The 21,544-nt window shown below is 59.8% G+C and carries 23 protein-coding genes and 1 riboswitch; of the genes, 12 read left to right on the top strand and 11 right to left on the bottom strand.

Annotated elements, in window-relative coordinates; translation table 11 throughout:
- Positions 1-497: 497 nt before the first annotated feature.
- The 3 genes from B9Z51_RS04945 to B9Z51_RS04955 all read right to left on the bottom strand — a co-directional run bounded on the left by B9Z51_RS04945 (position 498) and on the right by B9Z51_RS04955 (position 2,882).
- On the bottom strand, positions 498-2,126 hold the full coding sequence (locus B9Z51_RS04945; RefSeq protein WP_108372276.1) for a peptide chain release factor 3: 1,629 nt from the start codon (positions 2,124-2,126) through the stop codon (positions 498-500).
- Positions 2,127-2,272: 146 nt separating this feature from the next.
- Positions 2,273-2,668: a type II toxin-antitoxin system PemK/MazF family toxin gene (locus B9Z51_RS04950; protein WP_369958628.1), complete on the bottom strand. Its 396-nt coding sequence runs from the start codon at positions 2,666-2,668 to the stop codon at positions 2,273-2,275.
- Complete coding sequence (locus B9Z51_RS04955) at positions 2,628-2,882, bottom strand: antitoxin of toxin-antitoxin stability system (protein WP_233254826.1); 255 nt, start codon at positions 2,880-2,882, stop codon at positions 2,628-2,630. The genes B9Z51_RS04950 and B9Z51_RS04955 overlap by 41 nt, the downstream gene beginning before the upstream one ends.
- A 237-nt stretch (positions 2,883-3,119) precedes the next feature.
- Between B9Z51_RS04955 and B9Z51_RS04960 the strand changes: the two genes are divergently transcribed.
- The 6 genes from B9Z51_RS04960 (at position 3,120) to B9Z51_RS04985 (ending at position 8,081) form a co-directional block, all read left to right on the top strand.
- On the top strand, positions 3,120-3,419 hold the full coding sequence (locus B9Z51_RS04960; protein ID WP_108372280.1) for a nucleotidyltransferase family protein: 300 nt from the start codon (positions 3,120-3,122) through the stop codon (positions 3,417-3,419).
- Positions 3,416-3,784 carry a DUF86 domain-containing protein gene (locus tag B9Z51_RS04965; RefSeq protein ID WP_108372282.1) on the top strand — a complete coding sequence of 123 codons (369 nt, stop codon included), beginning with the start codon at positions 3,416-3,418 and terminating at the stop codon, positions 3,782-3,784. The genes B9Z51_RS04960 and B9Z51_RS04965 overlap by 4 nt, the downstream gene beginning before the upstream one ends.
- Before the next feature lie 6 nt (positions 3,785-3,790).
- A riboswitch (S-adenosyl-L-homocysteine riboswitch) is annotated at positions 3,791-3,882 on the top strand.
- An 82-nt stretch (positions 3,883-3,964) separates the two neighbouring features.
- Entirely contained in the window at positions 3,965-5,398 is a 1,434-nt protein-coding gene (gene ahcY, locus B9Z51_RS04970; protein WP_108372284.1) for an adenosylhomocysteinase, read from the top strand.
- A gap of 224 nt (positions 5,399-5,622) precedes the next feature.
- Complete coding sequence (locus B9Z51_RS04975) at positions 5,623-6,471, top strand: TlyA family RNA methyltransferase (protein WP_108372286.1); 849 nt, start codon at positions 5,623-5,625, stop codon at positions 6,469-6,471.
- 16 nt (positions 6,472-6,487) lie between these two features.
- On the top strand, positions 6,488-7,318 hold the full coding sequence (gene metF / locus B9Z51_RS04980) for a methylenetetrahydrofolate reductase [NAD(P)H] (protein WP_108372759.1): 831 nt from the start codon (positions 6,488-6,490) through the stop codon (positions 7,316-7,318).
- A 166-nt stretch (positions 7,319-7,484) separates the two neighbouring features.
- Positions 7,485-8,081, top strand: a complete 597-nt coding sequence (locus B9Z51_RS04985) for an OmpW family protein (RefSeq protein ID WP_108372288.1) — start codon at positions 7,485-7,487, stop codon at positions 8,079-8,081.
- Between the two features lie 170 nt (positions 8,082-8,251).
- On the opposite strand, the gene paaE is transcribed toward B9Z51_RS04985, so the two are convergent.
- From paaE to B9Z51_RS05015, 6 genes are all read right to left on the bottom strand, one after another.
- The gene (paaE, locus tag B9Z51_RS04990) at positions 8,252-9,352 is read right to left on the bottom strand and encodes a 1,2-phenylacetyl-CoA epoxidase subunit PaaE (RefSeq protein ID WP_108372290.1); all 1,101 of its coding nucleotides are present in this window, start codon (positions 9,350-9,352) and stop codon (positions 8,252-8,254) included.
- 21 nt (positions 9,353-9,373) lie between these two features.
- Entirely contained in the window at positions 9,374-9,898 is a 525-nt protein-coding gene (gene paaD, locus B9Z51_RS04995; protein WP_108372292.1) for a 1,2-phenylacetyl-CoA epoxidase subunit PaaD, read from the bottom strand.
- 4 nt (positions 9,899-9,902) lie between these two features.
- Positions 9,903-10,715 carry a 1,2-phenylacetyl-CoA epoxidase subunit PaaC gene (paaC, locus tag B9Z51_RS05000; RefSeq protein ID WP_108372294.1) on the bottom strand — a complete coding sequence of 271 codons (813 nt, stop codon included), beginning with the start codon at positions 10,713-10,715 and terminating at the stop codon, positions 9,903-9,905.
- 56 nt (positions 10,716-10,771) lie between these two features.
- Entirely contained in the window at positions 10,772-11,068 is a 297-nt protein-coding gene (gene paaB / locus B9Z51_RS05005; RefSeq protein ID WP_108372296.1) for a 1,2-phenylacetyl-CoA epoxidase subunit PaaB, read from the bottom strand.
- Positions 11,069-11,108: 40 nt separating this feature from the next.
- Positions 11,109-12,137: a 1,2-phenylacetyl-CoA epoxidase subunit PaaA gene (gene paaA / locus B9Z51_RS05010; protein ID WP_108372298.1), complete on the bottom strand. Its 1,029-nt coding sequence runs from the start codon at positions 12,135-12,137 to the stop codon at positions 11,109-11,111.
- Between the two features lie 129 nt (positions 12,138-12,266).
- On the bottom strand, positions 12,267-13,157 hold the full coding sequence (locus tag B9Z51_RS05015; protein WP_108372300.1) for a 23S rRNA (adenine(2030)-N(6))-methyltransferase RlmJ: 891 nt from the start codon (positions 13,155-13,157) through the stop codon (positions 12,267-12,269).
- Between the two features lie 198 nt (positions 13,158-13,355).
- Between B9Z51_RS05015 and rplM the strand changes: the two genes are divergently transcribed.
- The 3 genes from rplM to erpA all read left to right on the top strand — a co-directional run bounded on the left by rplM (position 13,356) and on the right by erpA (position 14,724).
- Positions 13,356-13,787 (top strand): 50S ribosomal protein L13, encoded by a 432-nt coding sequence (rplM, locus tag B9Z51_RS05020; RefSeq protein WP_089953382.1) that lies wholly within the window; start codon positions 13,356-13,358, stop codon positions 13,785-13,787.
- 11 nt (positions 13,788-13,798) lie between these two features.
- A complete protein-coding gene (gene rpsI / locus B9Z51_RS05025) occupies positions 13,799-14,191 on the top strand; it encodes a 30S ribosomal protein S9 (protein ID WP_108324550.1) in 393 nt (130 codons plus the stop codon).
- Between the two features lie 167 nt (positions 14,192-14,358).
- Positions 14,359-14,724, top strand: a complete 366-nt coding sequence (erpA, locus tag B9Z51_RS05030; RefSeq protein ID WP_090137811.1) for an iron-sulfur cluster insertion protein ErpA — start codon at positions 14,359-14,361, stop codon at positions 14,722-14,724.
- Positions 14,725-14,757: 33 nt separating this feature from the next.
- Here erpA and B9Z51_RS05035 read toward each other — a convergent pair whose 3' ends face one another.
- Positions 14,758-15,897 carry an anhydro-N-acetylmuramic acid kinase gene (locus tag B9Z51_RS05035; protein ID WP_108372302.1) on the bottom strand — a complete coding sequence of 380 codons (1,140 nt, stop codon included), beginning with the start codon at positions 15,895-15,897 and terminating at the stop codon, positions 14,758-14,760.
- A gap of 91 nt (positions 15,898-15,988) precedes the next feature.
- Entirely contained in the window at positions 15,989-17,455 is a 1,467-nt protein-coding gene (locus tag B9Z51_RS05040) for a M23 family metallopeptidase (protein WP_108372304.1), read from the bottom strand.
- A 141-nt stretch (positions 17,456-17,596) separates the two neighbouring features.
- Between B9Z51_RS05040 and tyrS the strand changes: the two genes are divergently transcribed.
- The 3 genes from tyrS to dbpA all read left to right on the top strand — a co-directional run bounded on the left by tyrS (position 17,597) and on the right by dbpA (position 21,334).
- Positions 17,597-18,829 (top strand): tyrosine--tRNA ligase, encoded by a 1,233-nt coding sequence (gene tyrS, locus B9Z51_RS05045; RefSeq protein WP_108372306.1) that lies wholly within the window; start codon positions 17,597-17,599, stop codon positions 18,827-18,829.
- 55 nt (positions 18,830-18,884) lie between these two features.
- A complete protein-coding gene (gene dtd, locus B9Z51_RS05050; protein ID WP_108372308.1) occupies positions 18,885-19,328 on the top strand; it encodes a D-aminoacyl-tRNA deacylase in 444 nt (147 codons plus the stop codon).
- A gap of 620 nt (positions 19,329-19,948) precedes the next feature.
- Positions 19,949-21,334: an ATP-dependent RNA helicase DbpA gene (gene dbpA, locus B9Z51_RS05055; RefSeq protein ID WP_108372310.1), complete on the top strand. Its 1,386-nt coding sequence runs from the start codon at positions 19,949-19,951 to the stop codon at positions 21,332-21,334.
- Positions 21,335-21,544: the final 210 nt, after the last annotated feature.

Below are 21,544 nucleotides of genomic sequence, written 5' to 3' on the forward strand. Positions count from 1 at the left end.
GGTTTTTTGTCCTTGTGGGAGACCACCCCTGTGGGCGATGGTTTTTTGCCTTTGTGGGAGCCCCGCCCTCGGGGCGATGTGTGGTGGTCTGCGAGGGTGATCGCGACGGCGATGTGTGGTGGTAAGCGAGGCTGATCGCGACGAGGGCGTCGCTCCTACAAATACCCCGGTTTTTTGTGGGAGCCCCGCCCTCGGGGCGATGTGTTTGGTGGTCTGCGAGGGTGATCGCGACGGCGATGTGTGGTGGTAAGCGAGGCTGATCGCGACGAGGGCGTCGCTCCTACAAATACCCCGGTTTTTTGTGGGAGCCCACCCCTGTGGGCGATGGTTTTTTGTCCTTGTGGGAGCCCCGCCCTCGGGGCGATGGTTTTTGCATTTGTGGGAGCCCCGCCCTCGGGGCGATGTGTGGTGGTCTGCGAGGGTGATCGCGACGAGGGCGTCGTTCCTACAAATCTGCCTCTGTGGCTGACAGCGTCCGCCTACAGCCCTCAGCCCATTTACCCTGCGCTGCCCAGCGCCAAGCCCGCGTGCTCGCGTAGCGGGTGAAAGTGGATTTTGGGAAAGCGTTCTTGCGCCAGGCGCACGTCATATGGGCTGGTGCACAAATACGCCAGCGTGCCTGCCGCGTCCAGCGACATGCGCTGCGGGTAGGCGTTGGTGAACTCGCGCAATTCGGCCGGGGTGTCGGCGGTGATCCAGCGGGCGCCGGTGTACTGGCAGCCTTCCAGGCGCACATCGCAGTCGTATTCGGCTTTGAGGCGGTGCTGCACCACTTCAAACTGCAGCTGACCGACCGCGCCCAGAAGCATGGGGCCGCCGATTTCGGGTTTGAACACCTGGATCGCGCCTTCTTCGCCCAATTGGTCGAGACCGGTTTGCAGTTGCTTGGTGCGCAGCGGGTTCTTCAGGATCACGGTCATGAAGAGTTCGGGTGCAAAGAAGGGCAGACCGGTGAATTGCAGGTTGGCGCCGTCGGTGATGGTGTCGCCCAGCTGCACGCCGCCGTGGGTGGTGAACCCAATGATGTCGCCAGCAAAGGCCTCTTCCACGGCTTCGCGACGTTGGCTCATGAAGGTCACCACGCTGGTGGGCCGCAGCTCTTTGCCGGTGCGTTGCACCTTGAGCTTCATGCCCGGGGTGTATTTGCCAGACGCCATGCGCACAAAGGCGATGCGGTCGCGGTGGTTGGCGTCCATATTGGCTTGCACCTTGAACACCACGCCCGAGAACGCGCTGTCTTCGGGTTGGATTTCTTTGACCACGGGCTGCTTGTTGACCAGCAGGTTGCTGGTGCGGGGCTTGGGCGCGGGGGCCAAATCGACCAGGGCGTCGAGCACTTCCATCACACCGAAATTGTTCACGCCGGAGCCGAAGAACACGGGGGTTTGTTTGCCCGCCAAGAAGGCTGCTTCGTCAAACGCGGGCGATGCGCCGGTGGCCAGCTCCATGCTGTCCATGGCGGTTTGCCACTCCAGACCAAAGCGCTCGGCCAGTTGGGCTTGCTCGGTGAGCGGGATGGTTTCAAAGTCTTGCGGCAGGCGTTCGCTGCCGGAGTCGAACACCGTCATGGCCTGCGTGCGCAGGTTGATGATGCCGCCAAACGATTTGCCTTGGCCCACAGGCCAAGTCATGGGCACGCAGGGCATGCCCAGCTCGCGCTCGACTTCGTCGAGGATGTCGAGCGGGTCGCGCACTTCACGGTCCATCTTGTTCACAAACGTGATGATGGGCGTGTCGCGTTGACGGCAAACTTCAATCAGGCGGCGCGTCTGGGCTTCCACACCGTTGGCTGCGTCGATCACCATCAAGGCCGAGTCCACGGCGGTAAGCACGCGGTAGGTGTCTTCACTGAAGTCTTTGTGGCCGGGGGTGTCGAGCAGGTTGATGACGTGCTCGCGGTACAACATTTGCATCACGGACGAAGCCACCGAGATGCCGCGCTGCTTTTCAATTTCCATCCAGTCCGATGTGGCGTGGCGCGAGGCCTTGCGGGCCTTGACCGAACCGGCGATCTGGATCGCGCCCGAAAACAGCAAGAGCTTTTCGGTCAGCGTGGTTTTACCCGCGTCGGGGTGGGAAATGATGGCAAAAGTCCGGCGGCGCCGGGTCTCGTTGGCGTAGGTCACAAGGGGTCCTGATCGGGGGGGCACCACAGGGGTGCTGAGCGGGCGGCCAAGGTGTGACCGCGATGGGGGAGATTTTAACGGGCCAAGGGGAGTGCCTTGTGGGGGCTGGGCCGGTCAAATGCAGCCCCAATTCTCACCCGGTGCCTTCAGCGTCCAACAAGCAACTTGAGTGCATCTTCCACTTTTTTAAGATGGTTGCTGCTCAGCGTTGCAAGCGGCTGAGTGCCCATGAACCGTTGATTGGAAATGGCGCGAATTTGGTCAATCAGCAAATCAGTTTCCTGAATCAGCCCGGGCTGGTTGACCAAGGCAATTCGCAATGGAAAGTAGTCTTGGTCACGCCTTATTTGCGTTGTCCCGACCACCACAATGGTGGTGGCATGCCCGGCCCGGTTTAACAAATCGGTCTGAATGACCAAGGCTGGTCTGTTGCGTTTGCCGGGTTCTTCTTTGTGGGCTTGGGGCTCGAAATTGACCTCCCAGATTTGGCCCCGCAAGACCTTAATGGAGGCCATCTTCGAGCGAGTCGTCAAGCGATTCATTCAGACTCAGATGATCAGCGGAGAGTGCTTTGGAGAGCATCGCCATGCGCTGTGCCATGACCTGCTCGTTTTTCTCCCGAACAGCCTGACGGATGTAGTCAGAGCTCTTTAAACCCAGCATGTTGGCCAGCGTACGGGTTTGCTCGGCGAACTCGTCACCGGCTCGAAATGAAAGCGTGGCGGCATGCATGGTGATCTCCTTGAGGATAAGCATGAATATACAAAATCCATTGCGAAAATTGTAATACGTTTTTGTGTGGTGTATTAGTCGCCGTTGAAGGAGGTCGCGGGGCAGGCCCGTGCCTTGCTGGCGCTGGCACGCTCCGAATCTCCCCGCAGGAGCGACGCCCTCGTCGCGAAAAGCCCCGCAGACCACGACCCATCGCCTGGGGGGCTCCCACAGTTGGCATCCACTTTCGCCTCTGTTTGAACTGTTTCATAATGATCGTTTATGAACATCGCGCCTCAACAGCAAGCCCTCATTGCCGATATTTGTCGGCGTTATAAGGTTCGCCGCATGCAAATGTTTGGATCGGCTGCGCAAGGGCAAGAAAGGCCTGACAGCGATGTCGACTTGTTGGTTGAATTCATTCCCAATCAATACCCCACAGGCTTTGCGCTGGTGGACATGCAACATGAGCTGTCCATGGTCTTTGATGGAAAGAGCGTGGATTTGGCTTTTTCCTCGGTGTTGAACAACCCCTTCAGACGCAAGGCCATTGAGCCCCAATTGCGTTTGCTTTACCAATGAGTACCGACCGCGCACCTGCGCACTTGGCCGATATGCTTGGTTTTTCTGAGGAGCTGCAATCTTTGGTTGTGGGCTTGAGTCCCACAGAGTTCCAAAGTCAAAGAGTTTTGTGCCTCGCTGTTGAGAAATTGTTCATTAATTTGGGTGAGGCTGCGGCCAGGATGGGGGATTCAAATGTTCAATTTCCTCAAATTCCTTGGCGACAAATTATTGGTTTGCGCAACATCTTGGCACACGGTTATGAACAGGTTGCCCACGAAATCCTTTACCAAACCATTGTGCAGGAGCTGCCAGCCCTCAGCGAGAGTCTGCGTGTTGCGCTGCAGGTCCGGGTTCACGGCAGCACTGTGAGCGGCTCGCTATAATCAGCAACTTCCGAGGAGCGTTGCAGCGCCCACCAGCCCCAAAGCTGGCAGCAGGCGTGAGGCTCGGAACCTTCATACAGCAACGACGCTCATCCACTCGACGTGCGGTGAGCCTGTACCTTCCATCCAGTGCTTTCATCCACGCGTGTGGCTTTTTCACATTGCTTTGGAGCTTTTCTCATGAATGCACGTATGCCTTCCACCGTCAACGCTGATTGCGTGATTGCCGACATCGGCCTGGCCGATTGGGGCCGCAAAGAAATCAAAATCGCCGAGACCGAAATGCCCGGCCTGATGGCCATCCGCGAAGAGTTCAACAAGGCCCAGCCCTTGAAGGGCGCACGCATCACCGGCTCGCTGCACATGACCATCCAAACGGCTGTGCTGATCGAGACCCTGCAAGCCTTGGGCGCTGATGTGCGCTGGGCTTCTTGCAACATCTTCTCGACCCAAGACCACGCCGCCGCCGCGATTGCTGCTGCCGGGACGCCCGTGTTCGCCATCAAGGGCGAAACCCTGGCCGATTATTGGGATTACACCCACCGCATTTTTGACTTCGGCGCCGCAGGTACGCCAGGCGAAGGCCCCAACATGATTTTGGACGACGGCGGCGATGCCACGCTGCTGATGCACCTGGGCAAGCGCGCCGAAACCGACGCCAGCCTGATCGCCAACCCCACCAGCGAAGAAGAGACCTGCCTGTTCAACGCCATCAAGGCCAAGCTGGCCGTGGACCCCACCTGGTACAGCCGCAAGGGTGCGCACATCATTGGCGTGACCGAAGAGACCACCACCGGCGTGTTGCGCCTGAACGAGATGGCCGCCAAAGGCAGCCTGATGTTCCGAGCCATCAACGTGAACGACTCGGTGACCAAGAGCAAGTTTGACAACCTCTACGGCTGCCGCGAATCGCTGGTCGATTCGATCAAGCGCGCGACTGACGTGATGATCGCGGGCAAAGTGGCTTGTGTGGCCGGTTACGGCGACGTGGGCAAGGGCTCGGCCCAAGCCTTGCGTGCTTTGAGCGCCCAAGTGTGGGTGACCGAGATCGACCCGATCAACGCCCTGCAAGCCGCGATGGAAGGCTACAAAGTCGTGACCATGGAATACGCCGCTGACAAGTGCGACATCTTCGTGTCGGCCACCGGCAACAAGAACGTGATCCGTTACGAGCACATGGCCGCCATGAAAGACGAAGCCATCGTGTGCAACATCGGTCACTTCGACAACGAGATCGACGTCGCTTCGCTCGAAAAACTGCAGTGGGACGAGATCAAGCCGCAAGTCGACCACGTCATCTTCCCCGATGGCAAAAAGATCACCCTGCTGGCCAAAGGCCGTTTGGTGAACTTGGGTTGCGCCACCGGCCACCCCAGCTTCGTGATGTCGTCGTCGTTTGCCAACCAGACCATCGCCCAGATCGAGCTGTTCACCAAGCAAGACCAGTACGAAGCCGGTAAGGTGTATGTGCTGCCCAAGCACCTCGATGAAAAAGTGGCGCGTTTGCACCTCAAGAAAGTCGGCGCCATGCTGACCGAGCTGAGCGACGAGCAAGCCGCTTACATCGGCGTGTCCAAGAATGGTCCTTACAAGGCCAACTCTTACCGCTATTGAACCGAATCGCCCCGAGGGCGGGGCTCCTACAAATTCCCTGTAGGAGCGATGCCCTCGTCGCGAATTGCGTTTCATCGCCCGGGGGCGGGGCTCCCACAAATCCCCTGTAGGAGCGACGCCCTCGTCGCGAATTGGGTTTCATCGCCCGGGGGGGCGGGGCTCCCACAAATTCCCTGTAGGAGCGATGCCCTCGTCGCGATTCTTAGAACTGAAATGACTGATTGATGCGCATTGACCAACTTCTCGTCGAACGTGGCTTGGCCGCTTCTCGTTCCCAGGCACAGCGACTCATTGCTGGGGGGGTGAAGTGGCAGCAGCCCGATGGCGCTTGGCGCACCGTGGTCAAAAACCGCGACGAAGTGCCCGACAGTGCCGCCCTGGAGCTGCTGGACGATGCCGAGTCGCGCTACGTGTCGCGTGGGGGTCTCAAGCTCGAAGGCGCTTTGAAGGCCACAGGCGTCAAGGTCGATGGCCTGCGTTGCCTGGATGTGGGCCAAAGCACCGGCGGCTTCACCGACTGCCTGCTGCAAAACGGTGCGGCCGAGGTGGTGGGCATTGATGTCGGCCATGCCCAAGTGCACCCCCGCATCCGTGAAGACGAACGTGTGGTGTGCATTGAAGGCGTGAACGCCCGCGAGCTGGAGCCTGGCGACGAGCGCATACCCGAGGCACTCGAAGGTTTTGACTTGATGGTGGGCGATGTGTCGTTCATCTCGCTGACCTTGGTGTTGCCGGGCGTGGTGCATTTGCTCAAGCCCACAGGTCAGTTGCTGATGCTGGTCAAGCCTCAGTTTGAATTGCAACCCGGTCAGGTGGGCAAGGGCGGCATCGTGAAAGACGACACGCATTTCCCCTTCATCGAGAACCGTGTGCGCACGGCTTTGACCGAACTGGGCATGCAAGTGACGGCGTGGCTGGACAGCCCGATTGAAGGCGGCGACGGCAACCGTGAATTTTTTGTGCAGGCCTGCTGGCCGGACCCGGCGGCGGTGCTGCCTGCGCGTGAGGCCACACGCGTGGCCCACGAGGCCGATCTGGCCGCCAAGGCGTATGCCAAGGCCAATGACTATTGAATTGGAAAGTGAAGTGATGTCTGGTTTGAAATTGCCCATCAGTCTGGAATTTTTCCCACCCAAGACGCCAGAGGGCGCAGAAAAATTGCGTGCAGTGCGCCAACAGCTTTACGCCTTGAAGCCGGAGTTTTGCTCGGTCACCTATGGCGCAGGGGGCTCAACGCAAGAGGGTACCTTCTCAACCGTGAGCGCCATTCTGAGTGAGGGCGTGGCCGCCGCTTCGCACTTTTCGTGCATTGGTGCGACCAAGGCTTCGGTGCGCGAAGAGTTGGCCACCCTCAAGGCCATGGGCGTCAAGCGCCTGGTGGCCTTGCGCGGCGACTTGCCCAGCGGCTATGGCGCAGGGGGTGAGTTCCATTACGCCAGCGATCTGGTGGCCTTCATTCGGGCCGAGACCGGTGACGACTTCCACATTGAGGTGGCGGCCTACCCCGAGATCCACCCCCAGGCCAAGTCGCCCGAGTCCGATTTGCAGGCGTTTGCCACCAAGGTCAAAGCCGGGGCCAATTCGGCCATCACCCAATACTTCTACAACAGCGATGCGTACTTCCGCTTTGTAGACGATGTGCACAAGCTGGGCGTCGATGTGCCGGTGGTGCCCGGCATCATGCCGATCACCAGCTCCTCGCAGTTGCTGCGTTTTTCAGACGCATGCGGTGCGGAAATTCCCCGCTGGATTCGTTTGCGTCTGCAAGGCTTTGGCGATGACTTGGACTCCATCAAGGCGTTTGGGTTGGATGTGGTGACCGAGCTGTGTGATCAATTGATCTCGGCGGGTGTGCCGTCGCTGCACTTTTACACGATGAATCAAAGCGCAACCACAGCGGAAATTTTGCGGCGGTTATGAAGTGCACACAAAGCGGGTCTGCAGCCCACTTTGTTGATCCGCTCTAAAGACCATGGTTGAGCGCTGTTGCCAATTTGCACAATGTGAGCCCTCCCACAACGCAGGACGGGCACAAGACATCCAATGGCATGGAGAGCCGTTTCTCTCATCCACCAAGGAATGTCAAATGCAAAAGAAAACCATTGTTGCCGCCGCCATGGCTGTGTGTTCTGCCACCACTGTGATGGCCCAAGTTTCCGGTGAAGGCCCGTGGCTGGTGCGTGCCCGTGTTGTCAATCTGGACAGCGCCAACAGCGACTCCACAGGCTTGGGTTTGTCCATCGACAACAAAACCTTGGGTGAGCTGGATTTCACCTATTTCTACACCAAGAACGTGGCGACCGAACTGGTCTTGACCACGCCTCAGACCCAGCGGGTGTACGCCAACAATTCACAAATTGGCTCATTCCGCCATCTGCCGCCCACCTTGATGTTGCAGTACCACTTCACGGATATGCAGGGTTTCAAGCCCTATGTCGGTGCAGGTATCAACTACACCAAATTCACGGGTGTGAGCTTGCCCCCTGGCCTGAGCCTGAGCAGCGATCAATGGGGCGGCGCGTTGCAGGCGGGGCTGGACATTCCGCTCGACAAAAACTGGTCGATCAACTTTGACATCAAGAAGGTCTACATCAGCACCAATGTTTACAACAACGGCGTACGCATTGGCGAGCTGAAGGTCGACCCCATGCTGTATGCGGTAGGTGTGGGCTACCGTTATTGATTCGATTGGCTGTGCCGCAGGTCAGTGGTCAAAGACCCCGACGTGTGCATGATTGACCCGCAATGCCTGTTTTGCCCGCGCCGGTGATCGTGCAACGTCGGACTCTGCGAGTGCCGACCTACAAGAACGCATGCTGTAGGTCGGAGGCTTCAGCCCCGACATGGTTGTCTTCAGCGCTCGTCGAAGCTCACCACCACGCGCCCGCTGGTGGGGCGGGCTTGGCACGAGAGCACGTAGCCTTGGTCGACTTCGGGTTTTTCGAGGGTGAAGTTTTTCTCCATCTCGGTGGAGCCTTCGACCACTTTGCAGCGGCAGGTGCAGCACACGCCACCTTTGCACGAATACGGCAAGTCCAGGCCCATGGCCAGCGCAATATCGAGGATTTTCTCGTTCTTGTTCATCGGCATGTCGTAGGGCTTGCCGTCGAGCACCACCGTGAGCTGCACTTCTCCACCATCGCGTGTGGCTTTGTGGCCCAGCACGGCTTTGGCTTTTTGCTCGGGGCTCAGCGCTTCGAGCGTGGGCGAGGTGAAGCGTTCGGTGCGGATGCGGTCGGCCTTCACGCCGGCATTGAGCAGTGTCTTTTCAGTTTCTTCGATCATGGCCTCGGGGCCGCAGATGAAGACTTCGTCCATGCTGCCCACAGGCAAGAAGGCGTCGATGATGGCTTGCACTTTGGCAGCGTCGATGCGGCCTTCGAGCAGCGGCACTTCTTGCGCCTGGCGCGAGAGGATGTGGATCAGCGTCAGTCGCGAGGGGTAGCGGTCTTTGAGGTCTTGCAGTGCTTCGTTGAACATCACGCTGTCCATGCGGCGGTTGCCATAGACCAGCGTGAATTTGGACGCAGGCTGCTCTTCGAGCGTGGTGGCCAAGATCGACAGGATGGGCGTGATGCCCGAACCGGCAGCAAAGCCCACGCGGTGGATGGCGCGCTGCTTTTGCACGGTGAATCGGCCATCGGGCGGCATCACGCGCAGGGTGTCACCGGCTTTGAGTTGCGTCGCGGCCCAGTTGGAGAACACGCCGCCTTCGACCGGACGGATGCCCAATTCGACTTCACCATTCTTCAACTGGCTGCGGGCCGAGCTGATGGAGTAGCTGCGCCGCACATCGGCACCGTCGATGGCAGCGCGCACGGTGAGGAACTGGCCGGGCGCAAAGTCAAAGGCTTCGCGCAGATCGGCGGGCACCGCCAGCGTGATGGCCACGGCGCCTGCGGCTTCGGGCGTGACTCGGGCGACGGTGAGGTCATGAAATCGCAAGGCGGTCATGGCGGGCTTTCTTGAGAAGCTTCAGTAGGGTTTGAAGTAGTCGAACGGTTCCATGCAGGCGAGGCACCTGTACAGGGCCTTGCAGGCGGTGGAGCCGAAATGGGAGGTTTCGGTGGTGTTGGCCGAGCCGCATTGCGGGCAATTCACAACTTGGGCTTTTGCGCCGCGTGCTGCGAACTGCACCACGTTGCTCGCGCCGGACTTTTCGCTGGCGCAGGCGTGCGGCGGGGCAATGCCGTAGGCACGCAGCTTCTCGCGTGCCGCTTCGGTCATCCAGTCGGTGGTCCAGGCGGGGGCGAGCTGTGTGACCACGGTCGCTTGCAGGCCCTCGGTAGCCAGTGCAGCTTTGACGTCGTCTTCGATCTGGCCCATGGCCGGGCAGCCGCTGTAGGTGGGGGTGATGACCACTTCCAGCCCTGATGCTCCTTCACGCACGTCGCGCAGGATGCCCAGCTCGCGCAGAGAGACCACTGGGATTTCCGGATCGCTCAGGTGCTCGAGCAGGGCCCAGGCGCGTTCGGCCGGGCTCAAGGTGTGGGTGGTCATGGGCTTACCAGGTGGCTTCGGGGTGCGCGCGGGCGAGGCTTTGCATTTCGGCCAGCACAAAGCCCAGGTGCTCCGAGTGGATGCCTTGCTTGCCGGTGGGCACAAAGCCGCCTGCAGCGGGGCGCTTGAGCGTCGCCTCTTGCAGCGCGGCGTCCACGATCTGGTTCCAGTCGGCTTGCAGCGCGGCCATGTCGATGCCGGTGCCGTTGGCCAGCGCAGCCGCTTCTTGCGGGCTGGCGCTCCAGAACTCTTGTGTGTAGGGCAGCAGCTGGTCGAGTGCGGTTTGTGCCTTGGCATGCGACGCGTCGGTGCCGTCGCCCAAGCGCACCAGCCAGTCGCGCGAGTGGCGCAGGTGGTAGCGCACTTCTTTGAGCGACTTGGCGGCGATCGCAGCCAGTTGTGCGTCTTGCGAGTGTTGCAGCTGGTCCCACACCAGCACCATCAGGCTGCTGTAGAGGAAGTTGCGCACGATGGTCATCGCAAAGTCGCGGTCGCCCTTTGATGTGGCGGCCATCAGCGGCATGTGCGGCAATTCGCACAAGGTGTAGTTGCGAAAATCCGGCACGTCACGGAAGTACGCCAGCGTGTCTTCGGTCGCACCGTTGCCGATTTGAGCGGCGGCGTGCTGATACAGCATGCGGGCTTGACCGATCAGGTCAAGGCTGTTGTTGGACAGGGCAATGTCCTCTTCAAGGATGGGGCCGTGACCGCACCATTCGGCATTGCGCTGACCCAAAATCAGCGCGTTGTCGGCGAGGTGCAGTAAGTAATCGACCGGCGCGTTGAGCGTGGCGTGTTGAGCGTTGAGCGTATTCATATTGGACGAGTCTGGTGCGTGCCGCTCAACGCTGAACGCTGAACGACAGACATGAATCACATGTGGCCGACTTCTTCGGGGATGCTGTAAAAGGTGGGGTGACGGTACACCTTGTCGCTGGCGGGCTCAAAAAACTCGCCCTTGTCATTGGGCTCGCTCGCCGAGATGGTGGCTGAGGGCACAACCCAGATGCTCACGCCTTCCTGGCGGCGGGTGTAGACGTCGCGCGCCATTTGCAGGGCGTGCTGCGCGTCAGACGCGTGCAGGCTGCCGCAGTGCTTGTGCTCCAGGCCTTGCTTGCTGCGGACAAAAACTTCCCACAGGGGCCATTCTTTGAGTGCGGTGGTGTTCATGGGGTTTCCTTGATCAGTGGGTGACAGCGCTGAACATCTGTCACGCCATTTTTTTTGCTTGACGCGCTTGTTGCTTTTGGGCGTGGGCCAGGGCCGCTTCGCGCACCCAAGCACCGTCGTTCCAGGCCTTGACGCGGGCGCCCAGGCGCTCTTTGTTGCAGGGGCCGTTGCCGTTGACGGTGGCCCAGAACTCGTCCCAGTCGATCTGGCCGTAGTCGTGCGCTTGACGGGCTTCGTTCCACTTGAGGTCGGGGTCGGGCAAGGTCACGCCCAGCACCTTGGCTTGTGGCACGGTGGCGTCCACAAACTTCTGGCGCAGGTCGTCGTTGCTGATGCGCTTGATGCCCCAGCGCATGCCTTGCGCGCTGTTGGGGCTGTCGGCGTCGGGCGGGCCAAACATGGCCAGGCACTTCCACCACCAGCGGTTGACGGCGTCTTGCACCATGGCTTTTTGCTCGGCCGTGCCTTGCATCATCACCAGCAAAGCTTCGTAGCCCTGGCGCTGGTGGAAGCTCTCTTCTTTGCACACGCGCACCATGGCGCGGGCATACGGGCCATACGAGCAGCGGCACAGCGGGATCTGGTTCATGATGGCCGCGCCATCGACCAGCCAGCCGACCACGCCCACATCGGCCCAGTTGAGCGTGGGGTAGTTGAAGATGGAGCTGTATTTGGCTTTGCCGGTGTGCAGGGCGTTCAGCATCTGGTCGCGGCTGGTGCCCAGTGTCTCGGCTGCGCTGTACAGATAGAGGCCGTGGCCGCCTTCGTCTTGCACCTTGGCGATCAGGATGGCCTTGCGCTTCAAGCTGGGCGCGCGGCTGATCCAGTTGCCTTCGGGCAGCATGCCGACGATTTCGCTGTGGGCGTGCTGGCTGATCTGGCGCACCAAGGTCTTGCGGTAGGCGTCTGGCATCCATTCGCGGGGCTCGACGCGGCCGTCAGCGTCGATGCGTTCGTCAAATTGTGCTTGCAGCGCTTGTTCGCTGGCGCTGGCTTGTTTGGGCACGGCCTTGAGTCCGGCCGACTTCGCGTCGTCCTGGTCGGAAACGCTGAAGGATTGCGTGTACATGGGCTTCTCCTGCGCCGGACAGGATGGAATGATCGTGGCGCGCTGAGAAGTATAACAATTAACCGACCGGCCGGTCGGTTAATTGTTGCCCATGGACTCAGGACTTTCCCTGAGCGGAATCGAGGTCGATCAAGACGAGGATTCGACCTGCCAGCTCTTGCCAGTGCCGCGTGCGAGAGCGGGGCCGACCACGTCCAGTGCCTTGCGGATCTGGTCTTTCAGGGTGAAGGGCGGGTTGATCACGAACATGCCGCTGGCCACCAAACCACCTTCGTCGCCAGGGCCACGGCCAATGGCCAGCGTGGCGTTGAGCCAGGGCTTTTGCGCCTGGTTGGCCAGGGTGCGCAGGCGGCGGGGCAGCTCATGTGCTTCGGGGCGCGGAATGATCGGATACCAGACCAGGTAAGTGCCGGTCGAAAAGCGCTTGAGGTATTCCTGAATGACGTTGGCCACCTTGACGTAATCGGACTTGATTTCGTAGCTGGGGTCGATCAGCACCATGGCGCGCTTGGAGCCGGTGGCCGAGGGTGGCGGGGGCAGCAGCTTTTTGAGGGCTTCAAAGCCGTCCTCGCGGCTGACGGTGACGGTGCGACCCGCATCCAGTTGGGCAATGTTGGACATCAACGCCTTGCTGTCGGTGGGGTGCAGCTCAAACAGACGCAGCCGGTCACGCGACTCGTGTCGCATGAGCCGCTGCATCAAAAAGGGGGACCCTGGATAGACGCGAGCCTGGCCATTGGGGTTGAAGCTGGCGATCTGTTCAAGATAGTCTTCAATGGGTTCGGGGATGCTGTCCAGCTTTTCGAGGGCAGCCAGAAGTTTGAACAGACCGTCTTCGGCCTCGGCGCCTTTTTGCGAGTAATCGCCATCGAGCCGGTAAAGTCCTGCGCCCGAATGGGTGTCGATGAGAGTGATGCCGGCCTCTTTTTGCATGAGGTGGCGCATGGTGGCGAGCAAGGTGATGTGTTTGAGCACATCGGCATGGTTGCCCGCGTGGAAGGCGTGTCGGTAACTGAACATCCGTCGATGGTAACCAATTACATCTGCAAGTCCTTGATTTTTCGTATAATGGCAGGCTTCGCAGCGATTTTGTGGTCCCGCGGCGAAGAAGCCCTTGTTTGTAAAGACAGTGGCAAATTCCCACCTAAGAGGCTCCCAACAGAGGAGCACCGACCGTGGAAAAGGGCCCGACAAACCTTTCTTTCAAAGAGAAAACTCATGACAACAACTTTCAGCGCAAAACCCGCTGAGGTCGTGCACGAGTGGTTTGTGATTGACGCGACCGACAAGGTCCTCGGACGAGTAGCCAGCGAAGTTGCTCTCCGTTTGCGCGGCAAACACAAGGCCATTTACACGCCTCACGTCGACACCGGTGACTTCATCGTCATCATCAATGCTGCCCAGCTCAAAGTGACTGGCACCAAGACCATCGACAAAGTGTATTACCGTCACTCGGGCTATCCCGGCGGTATCACTGCAACCAACTTCCGCGACATGCAAGCCAAGCACCCTGGCCGCGCACTCGAGAAGGCTGTCAAGGGCATGCTGCCCAAAGGCCCACTCGGTTACGCCATGATCAAGAAACTCAAGGTGTATGGCGGCGCAGAGCACCCACACACCGCCCAACAGCCTAAAGTGCTGGACATCTAAGGAGCCTTGAGATGATTGGTGAATGGAACAATGGCACAGGCCGTCGCAAATCCAGCGTCGCCCGCGTGTTTCTGAAAAAAGGCACTGGCAAGATCACAGTCAATGGCAAGGACATCCAAGCCTACTTTGGCCGCGAAACTTCCATCATGATTGCCAAGCAACCCCTCATGTTGACCAACCATGCCGAAACTTTCGACATCATGATCAACGTGCACGGTGGTGGTGAATCCGGTCAAGCCGGTGCATCGCGCCACGGCATCACCCGCGCCCTGATTGACTACGACGCAACGCTCAAGCCTATGCTGAGCCAAGCTGGTTTTGTCACTCGTGACGCTCGTGAAGTCGAACGTAAAAAGGTCGGCTTGCACTCTGCTCGTCGCCGCAAGCAGTTCTCCAAGCGTTAATCCGCTTTTCCTGCTTCGTCAAAAAGCCGCCCGGTTCGCCGTGGCGGCTTTTTGCTTTTTGCAGGGTGAACGCATAAGCCCATGTGCCCAGTAGCGTTACTGGCGTTCAGGCCGGTAATTCCCGACAAGCGCGCTATACTATTTGTCATTGAACCCGGAGAAACACCATGAGCGCTGTTGCAGAAAATATCCAGACTGAAATGCCCGCCCCCATCGTCTTCACAGACAGTGCCGCGGCCAAAGTAGCCGACCTGATTGCAGAAGAAGGCAACCCGGATTTGAAGTTGCGCGTGTTTGTCCAAGGTGGCGGCTGCTCAGGCTTTCAATATGGGTTCACCTTCGATGAAATCACCAACGAAGACGACACCACCATGAGCAAAAACGGTGTGTCCTTGCTGATCGACGCCATGAGCTATCAATACCTGATCGGTGCTGAGATTGACTACAAGGAAGACCTGCAAGGCGCCCAGTTTGTGATCAAGAACCCCAATGCCACATCCACTTGCGGCTGCGGCTCATCGTTTTCGACTTGATCGGAGCCATGGGCGAGCAAGGCTTGCCCTGGGTCAGCGGGGGTAAATGGCCCCCAAGACACGGGCGCCTCTGGCGCCCGTGACGTTTGGCAAACTCGCTGTTTCGCGGCGAATGGTCTTGAAGGCCAGCCAGGCAAAAGCGGCGGCCTCCACCTGCAAGGGCGGCAGCCCATGGTGGTCACTGCTGACCACCTGTACACCGGGTAAATGCGCAGCCAAATCACGCATCAAATGGCCATTCAAAGCGCCTCCACCGCACACGATCAAGGTGCGGGCTTCGGGCGCAAAGCGCAAGATGTCCTGGCTGCAGGCCAGCGCCGTATAGGTGGTGAGTGTGGCTTGCACATCGGCCGCAGCCAACCCCGGGTGTGCATTCAGATGTTGAGCCAGCCAGCTGGGGTTGAACAGATCACGGCCCGTACTTTTGGGTGGTTGCCGATGCAAGAACGGTTCGGATGCAAAGCTGTACAAGAGTTCAGCATCAAGCCGTCCTGAAGCTGCCCAAGCGCCATCCCGGTCAAAAGCCAGACCTGTGTGCTGATGGCACCAGAAATCCATCAAGGCATTGCCCGGCCCGCAATCCCAGCCCAGAACGTCGCCTTTGGGCGACAGCACGCTGAGGTTGGAAATGCCGCCAATGTTGAGCACCGCCACGCAGGCATCAGGCTGACCGAACAACCCATGATGAAAGGCCGGAACCAGCGGCGCACCTTGGCCACCTGCAGCCAGGTCGCGGCTGCGAAAATCTGCCACCACATCGATGCCTGTCAGCTCAGCCAGCAAAGACGGGTTGTTCAACTGGAGCGTGTAGCCCACAGCGGCTTGCTGGCGGGTGGCATCGCCATCAAATTCCAGCGGACGGTGGCGCACCGTCTGGCCGTGCGCCCCGATGGCTGTGATGTGCTTGGCTTGCAGCTGGCTTTGCGCCAGCAGGGCGTGCACCACGCGTGCGTAGTTCCGGGCGATCTGGTTGCCTGCCAGGGCGCTGCGGTGCAACTCGTCCTCGCCTGGTTTGTTCAGTTGCAGCAGCTCGGCCCGAAAAGGCGCGTCAAACGCCTCAAAGGCATGTGCCAGCACCTGAATCTGCCCACGCTCATCCAGTTGTGCCAACACGCCATCCACGCCATCCAGTGAAGTGCCCGACATCAGGCCAATGTAGTGTGAGTGCGTCATGGGGTGAGTGGGCAAATATGAATCGATTCTGGGAAGTCACCGAGCGTATCAAAACCGCAGGGACAAAGAAAAAGGGCCTTGCGGCCCTTGTTCACTGAATCGAGCTTTCGCGCATTTGCGCAGCCGCTTGCAACTGACTTCGGGATTGACCGACCAGCGCATTGAACTTGGCCATGGCCAACGGGCTGATCGGCGAGCTTTGCGCTTGCTGAATGATCTTTTGCGGGTCAACGTGCACGCCATTCACGCGGAACTCGAAATGCAGGTGCGGGCCGGTGGACCAACCTGTGGAGCCCACAGCGCCCACAACCTGACCTTTTTGAACGCTCTGACCCTTGCGCACATGGATGCGGCTCAAGTGGGCATACACCGTCGAATGGTTGTTGCCATGGCGCACGATCACCATGTTGCCAAAACCACCCTGAACGCCTGCAAACTCCACCACGCCATCACCGACTGACTGGGCTGGCGTGCCTGTGGGGGCCGCATAGTCCACGCCGCGATGTGCTTGCATGGTCTGAAAAATGGGGTGCAAGCGCATGCTGAAACCACTGGTCTTGCGCGAGAACGCCACGGGCGCCGCCAGGTAAGCGCGGCTCAGGCTCTTGCCGTCCATGCTGTAGTAATTGCCCTTTTGGCCGGGTTCCTGAAACCAGACGGCTTCATAAGTTTTGTTGTCGTTGTTGAACTCGGCGCTCAAAACACGGCCTGTACGCAAAGGCTCGCCATCGGCTTCCAGTACTTCATAAATCACCGAGAAGCGTGCGCCCTTGCGCAAGGTTCGGTGAAAGTCGATCTGGTTGGAAAAAATCTGGGTCAATTGGCTGATGACGGCGTCGGGCAGTCGGGCCTCGTCAGCCGCGTCATACAAAGAACTGGCCACCGTGCCACCCGTCATGCGGATGCTGGTGTTCATGGGCGAGGTTTCCAGCGTGGCTTGCAGGCCTTGCGCTGAGCGCATGACTTTCAGACGCTGAAAAAAAGTGTCGCTGTCATTCTTGAGCCAGCGAACGTTCAGTTCACTGAGCAATTGGTTGCCGGTTGACTCGACCGACACAGCGCGTCCGGCTTGCTGCAAGGCCAGTTTGGCCAAGGGGTTGCTGCGCAAAAACGCAGCCGCCTGCGCATCTACCAGACCCAGACGGCGCAGCAAGCTTTCGGGCGTGTCGGCAGAACGGGTGGTGTCATTGCGTGTCAGGCGAAGATCAGACAAGTCCAGTGAAGCAGCCTGGGTTTGAAGCTGGGCAATTTCAAGGGGGGAGCTCACCATGACCACAGGTTGGTCAGCGATGTCTGGCCCCAGATTGACAATGGCAAATGCACCGCCGCCACCCGCCAGCAGAACAGATGCCACGGACATGCTGATCGTTTTGGGGTGCCGGGTCAGCCAGCTCAGCGCCCACTTGCTCGTTTGAGTCAGTTGCGGGTGCTGGCCGTCAATCCAAATCAGGCCGTTTTGCGCAGTCTTGAGCGTCCAGCCCATGGCAAGGCTGCACTTGTACAAAGAGGTCATCAGCACGGCATAGAGCTGAGATCGCATGGAAGAGAAAAATGTCATCAGTCTGGGTGATTTCGTGTCACAAATCGACAGGGCGATGGGTGATCAACAAGAATTAGGGTGGGTCGCCTCTAGAATGGGCGCCTCGGACAGCGGCCCATTCTAATGGGCCAATGCCTTTTGACTCCAGAAAAAACCCTTATGAATCAAGCGCTTGTTACAAAATACCCGGTTACAGACAAGACTTTGAATGCTTTAGAAGTCACCTTGCGGGGCTGCGATGAGCTGATCCCCAAAGAAGACTGGTTGCAAAAGCTGGCCAAATCCGAAGCCACCGGGGTGCCCTTGCGCATCAAACTGGGTTTGGACCCGACGGCCCCGGACATCCACATTGGGCACACCGTGGTGCTCAACAAAATGCGCCAACTGCAAGACCTGGGGCACCAAGTCATCTTTTTGATTGGCGACTTCACCAGCCTGATTGGCGACCCATCGGGCCGCAACAGCACGCGCCCGCCGCTCACGCCCGAGCAGATCAAGGCCAACGCCGAGACTTACTACAAACAGGCCAGCCTGGTGCTGGACCCCTCCAAAACCGAGATCCGCTACAACAGCGAATGGAGCCTGCCCCTGGGCTCCATGGGCATGATCCAGCTGGCCGCCAAATACACCGTGGCCCGCATGATGGAGCGCAACGACTTCCATGACCGCTTCAAGGCGGGCACCCCCATCAGCGTGCATGAGTTCCTGTACCCGCTGATGCAAGGCTACGACTCGGTGGCCCTCAACTCCGATCTGGAGCTGGGCGGGACCGATCAAAAGTTCAACCTGCTCATGGGCCGCCACCTGCAAGCCGAATACGGCCAGGAGCAGCAGTGCATCCTGACCATGCCCCTGCTGGAGGGCCTGGACGGCGTGGACAAAATGTCCAAGTCCAAGAACAACTACATTGGCATCGCCGAAGAGCCCAACACCATGTTTGCCAAGGTGCTGAGCATTTCCGATGTGCTGATGTGGCGCTGGTTCACCTTGCTGTCCTTCAAGTCGATGGCCGAGATTGAAGCGCTCAAAAAAGAAGTGGAGGCTGGGCGCAATCCCAAAGACGCCAAGGTCATGTTGGCCAAGGAAATCACGGCGCGCTTCCACAGCACCGCTGCAGCCGAAGCCGCCGAACAAGACTTCATCAACCGCAGCAAGGGCGGCGTGCCTGACGACATCCCCGAAGTGTCCTTGTCGGGCGCCCCCATGGGCATCGGCGCTTTGCTCAAGGCGGCCGGGCTGGCCCCCTCAACCACAGAGGCCGGTCGCCTGATCGATGGCAGCGGTGTGCGCGTGGATTCGAGCGTGGTCAGCGACAAAGGCCTCAAACTCGAAGCCGGCACTTACATCGTGCAAGTGGGCAAGCGCAAGTTTGCCAAGGTCCATCTGGCCTGATGCCATTCTTTTTGGCCGGGTTTTGTCCGCTCATGTGCGCTGAGGGTGTTTTGAAATGATCGCGGTACTGCAACGCGTGAGCGAAGCCAGCGTGCGCGTGGACGGTGACGTGATCGGCCAGATCGGCGCAGGCTTGCTCGTGCTGCTGTGTGCCGAAAAAGGCGACACCGACGCGGTGGCCGACAAGATGCTGGCCAAGATGCTCAAACTGCGCATCTTCAGCGACGAGGCGGGCAAGATGAACCGCAGCGTGCAGGATGTGGGAGGCGGCCTGCTCGTCGTCAGCCAATTCACGCTGGCCGCAGATGTGGCCGGTGGCAACCGCCCCAGCTTCACCCAGGCCGCTGCGCCCGACGAAGGCCGCCGCCTGTACGAGCACTTTGTGGCCCAAGCACAAAAAGCCCACCCCGAGGTGCAAACCGGCCGCTTCGCCGCCGACATGAAAGTCGCACTTATCAACGACGGCCCCATCACCATCCCCCTGCGCATGAGCGCTTGAGTCCGTCACAGCCTCAACATGGCCCTTCGGCCATTCATCGCCATGTCGGGGTCTACTGGGTGACAACTTTGTAGGTCGGTACTCGCAGAGTCCGACGTTTGGGCGATCCGGCACGGCAGATCATTGGGTTTGAGTGGTTAGCGGGCGCATGTCGGAGTCTTCGACCGCCGACCTACAAAGATTCTCAGCCCCATCACGTCCCATCGGCCATTTACCCTGCCATGTCTGGGGGCACGACGCTCGACAAACGGTAGTGACCATTTGTGGCCATGTCGGGGTCTACTGGGTGACAACTTTGTAGGTCGGTACTCGCAGAGTCCGACGTTTGGGCGATCCGGCACGGCAGATCATTGGGTTTGAGTGGTTAGCGGGCACATGTCGGAGTCTTCGACCGCCGACCTACAAAGATTCTCAGCCCCATCACGTCCCATCGGCCATTCACCCTGCCATGTCTGGGGGCGCGACGCTCGACAAACGACAGTTCCCTCGTAGGTCGGCACTCGAAGAGTCCGACATCTGCCCGAAGCGCCGCTGCAAAAGTAATTCGGCCTGTCTTGGCTGAGCATGCCAACGATAATCGACGCATGACTGCAACATCTCCCGCCGCGACCCTTGTCCAAATGACTTCTCGCTTCGATCAGCTTCAGCTGGCCCCCGCCACCCTCCAAAACCTCGAACAACTGGGCTACACCCAGATGACGCCCATCCAGGCGGCCAGCCTGCCGCTCACACTGGCGGGGCAAGACCTGATCGCCCAAGCCAGCACCGGCAGCGGCAAAACTGCCGCTTTTGGCCTGCCCCTGATCGAGCGCTTGCAAACTGCAGGCTCGCCCAGCGCCGCTATTCAGGCGGTGATTTTGTGCCCCACGCGCGAGCTGGCTGACCAAGTCACGCAAGAAATTCGCAGACTGGCCCGCGCCCGGCAAAACGTGAAAGTCGTCACCCTGTGCGGCGGCGTGGCCTTGCGCGGCCAGACCGTGAGCCTGGAGCACGGTGCCGATGTGGTGGTGGGCACGCCCGGCCGCATCCTGGACCACTTGGAGCGCGGATCGCTGAGTCTGGCGGGCGTGAACACGCTGGTGCTGGACGAAGCCGATCGCATGCTGGACATGGGCTTTTTTGACGACATCGCCAAAGTGGTGCGCCAGTGCGCCAAAGACCGCCAGACGCTGTTGTTCTCGGCGACTTACCCCGAGGGCATCGCCAAGCTGGCGGCGCAGTTCATGCGCTCGCCCCAGACGGTGAAAGTCGAGGCGCAGCACAGTGCCCACAAGATCCGTCAGATTTATTACGAAGTGAGCGAAAGCCAGCGGCTGGACGCTGTGTCCAAACTGTTGGCGCATTTCCGCCCAGAGCGAACGCTCGCGTTTTGCAACACCAAGCAGCAGTGCCGCGACCTGGTTGCAGTGTTGCAAGCGCAGGGCTACAGCGCGCTGGCGCTGTTTGGTGAGCTGGAGCAGCGCGAGCGTGACCAAGTGTTGGTGCAGTTCTCCAACCGCAGCTGCTCAGTGCTGGTGGCCACCGACGTGGCCTCGCGCGGGCTGGACGTGGAAGGCCTGGAAGCCGTGATCAACGTGGACGTGACGCCTGACCCGGAAATCCACATCCACCGCATTGGCCGTACCGGCCGGGGCGATGCCGAAGGCCTGGCCCTGACGCTGGCCAGCATGGACGAGATGGGCGCAGTCGGCAAGATCGAAGTCATGCAAGGCCGCGAGTCCAAGTGGGAACCCTTGTCGGGCCTGACGCCTGTCGCTGGCGGTCCGCTACAGCCGCCCATGCGCACATTGCAGATCGTCGGTGGTCGCAAGGAAAAAATCCGCGCGGGTGACGTCATGGGCGCTTTGGCGGGTGAATGCGGCCTGACCCGCGAGCAAGTCGGCAAGATCAATGTGAACGAGTTTTCGACCTATGTGGCGGTGCAGGCCGCGCTGGCCAAAAAAGTCGAAGCACAGTTGTCGAGCGGCAAGATCAAAGGCAAGACCGTCAAGGTGCGTTTGATCTGACAGTCAAGGGCTGCACCCGCATTGCAGGCGGCAGCCCACGTCGGAGTCTTCGACCACCGACCTACAAAAACCGTCCTCCGCAATACAGACCACTGCCCCCGTAGGTCGGCACTCGAAGAGTCCGACATTGCCCCATTCACCGCAGCCGCCCGCAAAGGCCCGAATGGTCCACCCGCCGCCCGCAAAGGCGCCAATGGTCAACCCGCCGCC

Origin of the sequence: Limnohabitans sp. T6-5 (assembly GCF_003063315.1) — a bacterium.
In the GTDB taxonomy this organism is placed as follows: domain Bacteria; phylum Pseudomonadota; class Gammaproteobacteria; order Burkholderiales; family Burkholderiaceae_C; genus Limnohabitans_A.

Coding starts and splice junctions, on each gene's coding strand:
- B9Z51_RS04950 (WP_369958628.1), bottom strand. CDS start 2,668: ATGAATCGCTTGACGACTCGCTCGAAGATGGCCTCCATTAAGGTCTTG.
- B9Z51_RS04955 (WP_233254826.1), bottom strand. CDS start 2,882: ATGCTTATCCTCAAGGAGATCACCATGCATGCCGCCACGCTTTCATTT.
- B9Z51_RS04960 (WP_108372280.1), top strand. CDS start 3,120: ATGAACATCGCGCCTCAACAGCAAGCCCTCATTGCCGATATTTGTCGG.
- B9Z51_RS04965 (WP_108372282.1), top strand. CDS start 3,416: ATGAGTACCGACCGCGCACCTGCGCACTTGGCCGATATGCTTGGTTTT.
- ahcY (WP_108372284.1), top strand. CDS start 3,965: ATGAATGCACGTATGCCTTCCACCGTCAACGCTGATTGCGTGATTGCC.
- B9Z51_RS04975 (WP_108372286.1), top strand. CDS start 5,623: ATGCGCATTGACCAACTTCTCGTCGAACGTGGCTTGGCCGCTTCTCGT.
- metF (WP_108372759.1), top strand. CDS start 6,488: ATGTCTGGTTTGAAATTGCCCATCAGTCTGGAATTTTTCCCACCCAAG.
- B9Z51_RS04985 (WP_108372288.1), top strand. CDS start 7,485: ATGCAAAAGAAAACCATTGTTGCCGCCGCCATGGCTGTGTGTTCTGCC.
- paaE (WP_108372290.1), bottom strand. CDS start 9,352: ATGACCGCCTTGCGATTTCATGACCTCACCGTCGCCCGAGTCACGCCC.
- paaD (WP_108372292.1), bottom strand. CDS start 9,898: ATGACCACCCACACCTTGAGCCCGGCCGAACGCGCCTGGGCCCTGCTC.
- paaC (WP_108372294.1), bottom strand. CDS start 10,715: ATGAATACGCTCAACGCTCAACACGCCACGCTCAACGCGCCGGTCGAT.
- paaB (WP_108372296.1), bottom strand. CDS start 11,068: ATGAACACCACCGCACTCAAAGAATGGCCCCTGTGGGAAGTTTTTGTC.
- paaA (WP_108372298.1), bottom strand. CDS start 12,137: ATGTACACGCAATCCTTCAGCGTTTCCGACCAGGACGACGCGAAGTCG.
- B9Z51_RS05015 (WP_108372300.1), bottom strand. CDS start 13,157: ATGTTCAGTTACCGACACGCCTTCCACGCGGGCAACCATGCCGATGTG.
- rplM (WP_089953382.1), top strand. CDS start 13,356: ATGACAACAACTTTCAGCGCAAAACCCGCTGAGGTCGTGCACGAGTGG.
- rpsI (WP_108324550.1), top strand. CDS start 13,799: ATGATTGGTGAATGGAACAATGGCACAGGCCGTCGCAAATCCAGCGTC.
- erpA (WP_090137811.1), top strand. CDS start 14,359: ATGAGCGCTGTTGCAGAAAATATCCAGACTGAAATGCCCGCCCCCATC.
- B9Z51_RS05035 (WP_108372302.1), bottom strand. CDS start 15,897: ATGACGCACTCACACTACATTGGCCTGATGTCGGGCACTTCACTGGAT.
- B9Z51_RS05040 (WP_108372304.1), bottom strand. CDS start 17,455: ATGACATTTTTCTCTTCCATGCGATCTCAGCTCTATGCCGTGCTGATG.
- tyrS (WP_108372306.1), top strand. CDS start 17,597: ATGAATCAAGCGCTTGTTACAAAATACCCGGTTACAGACAAGACTTTG.
- dtd (WP_108372308.1), top strand. CDS start 18,885: ATGATCGCGGTACTGCAACGCGTGAGCGAAGCCAGCGTGCGCGTGGAC.
- dbpA (WP_108372310.1), top strand. CDS start 19,949: ATGACTTCTCGCTTCGATCAGCTTCAGCTGGCCCCCGCCACCCTCCAA.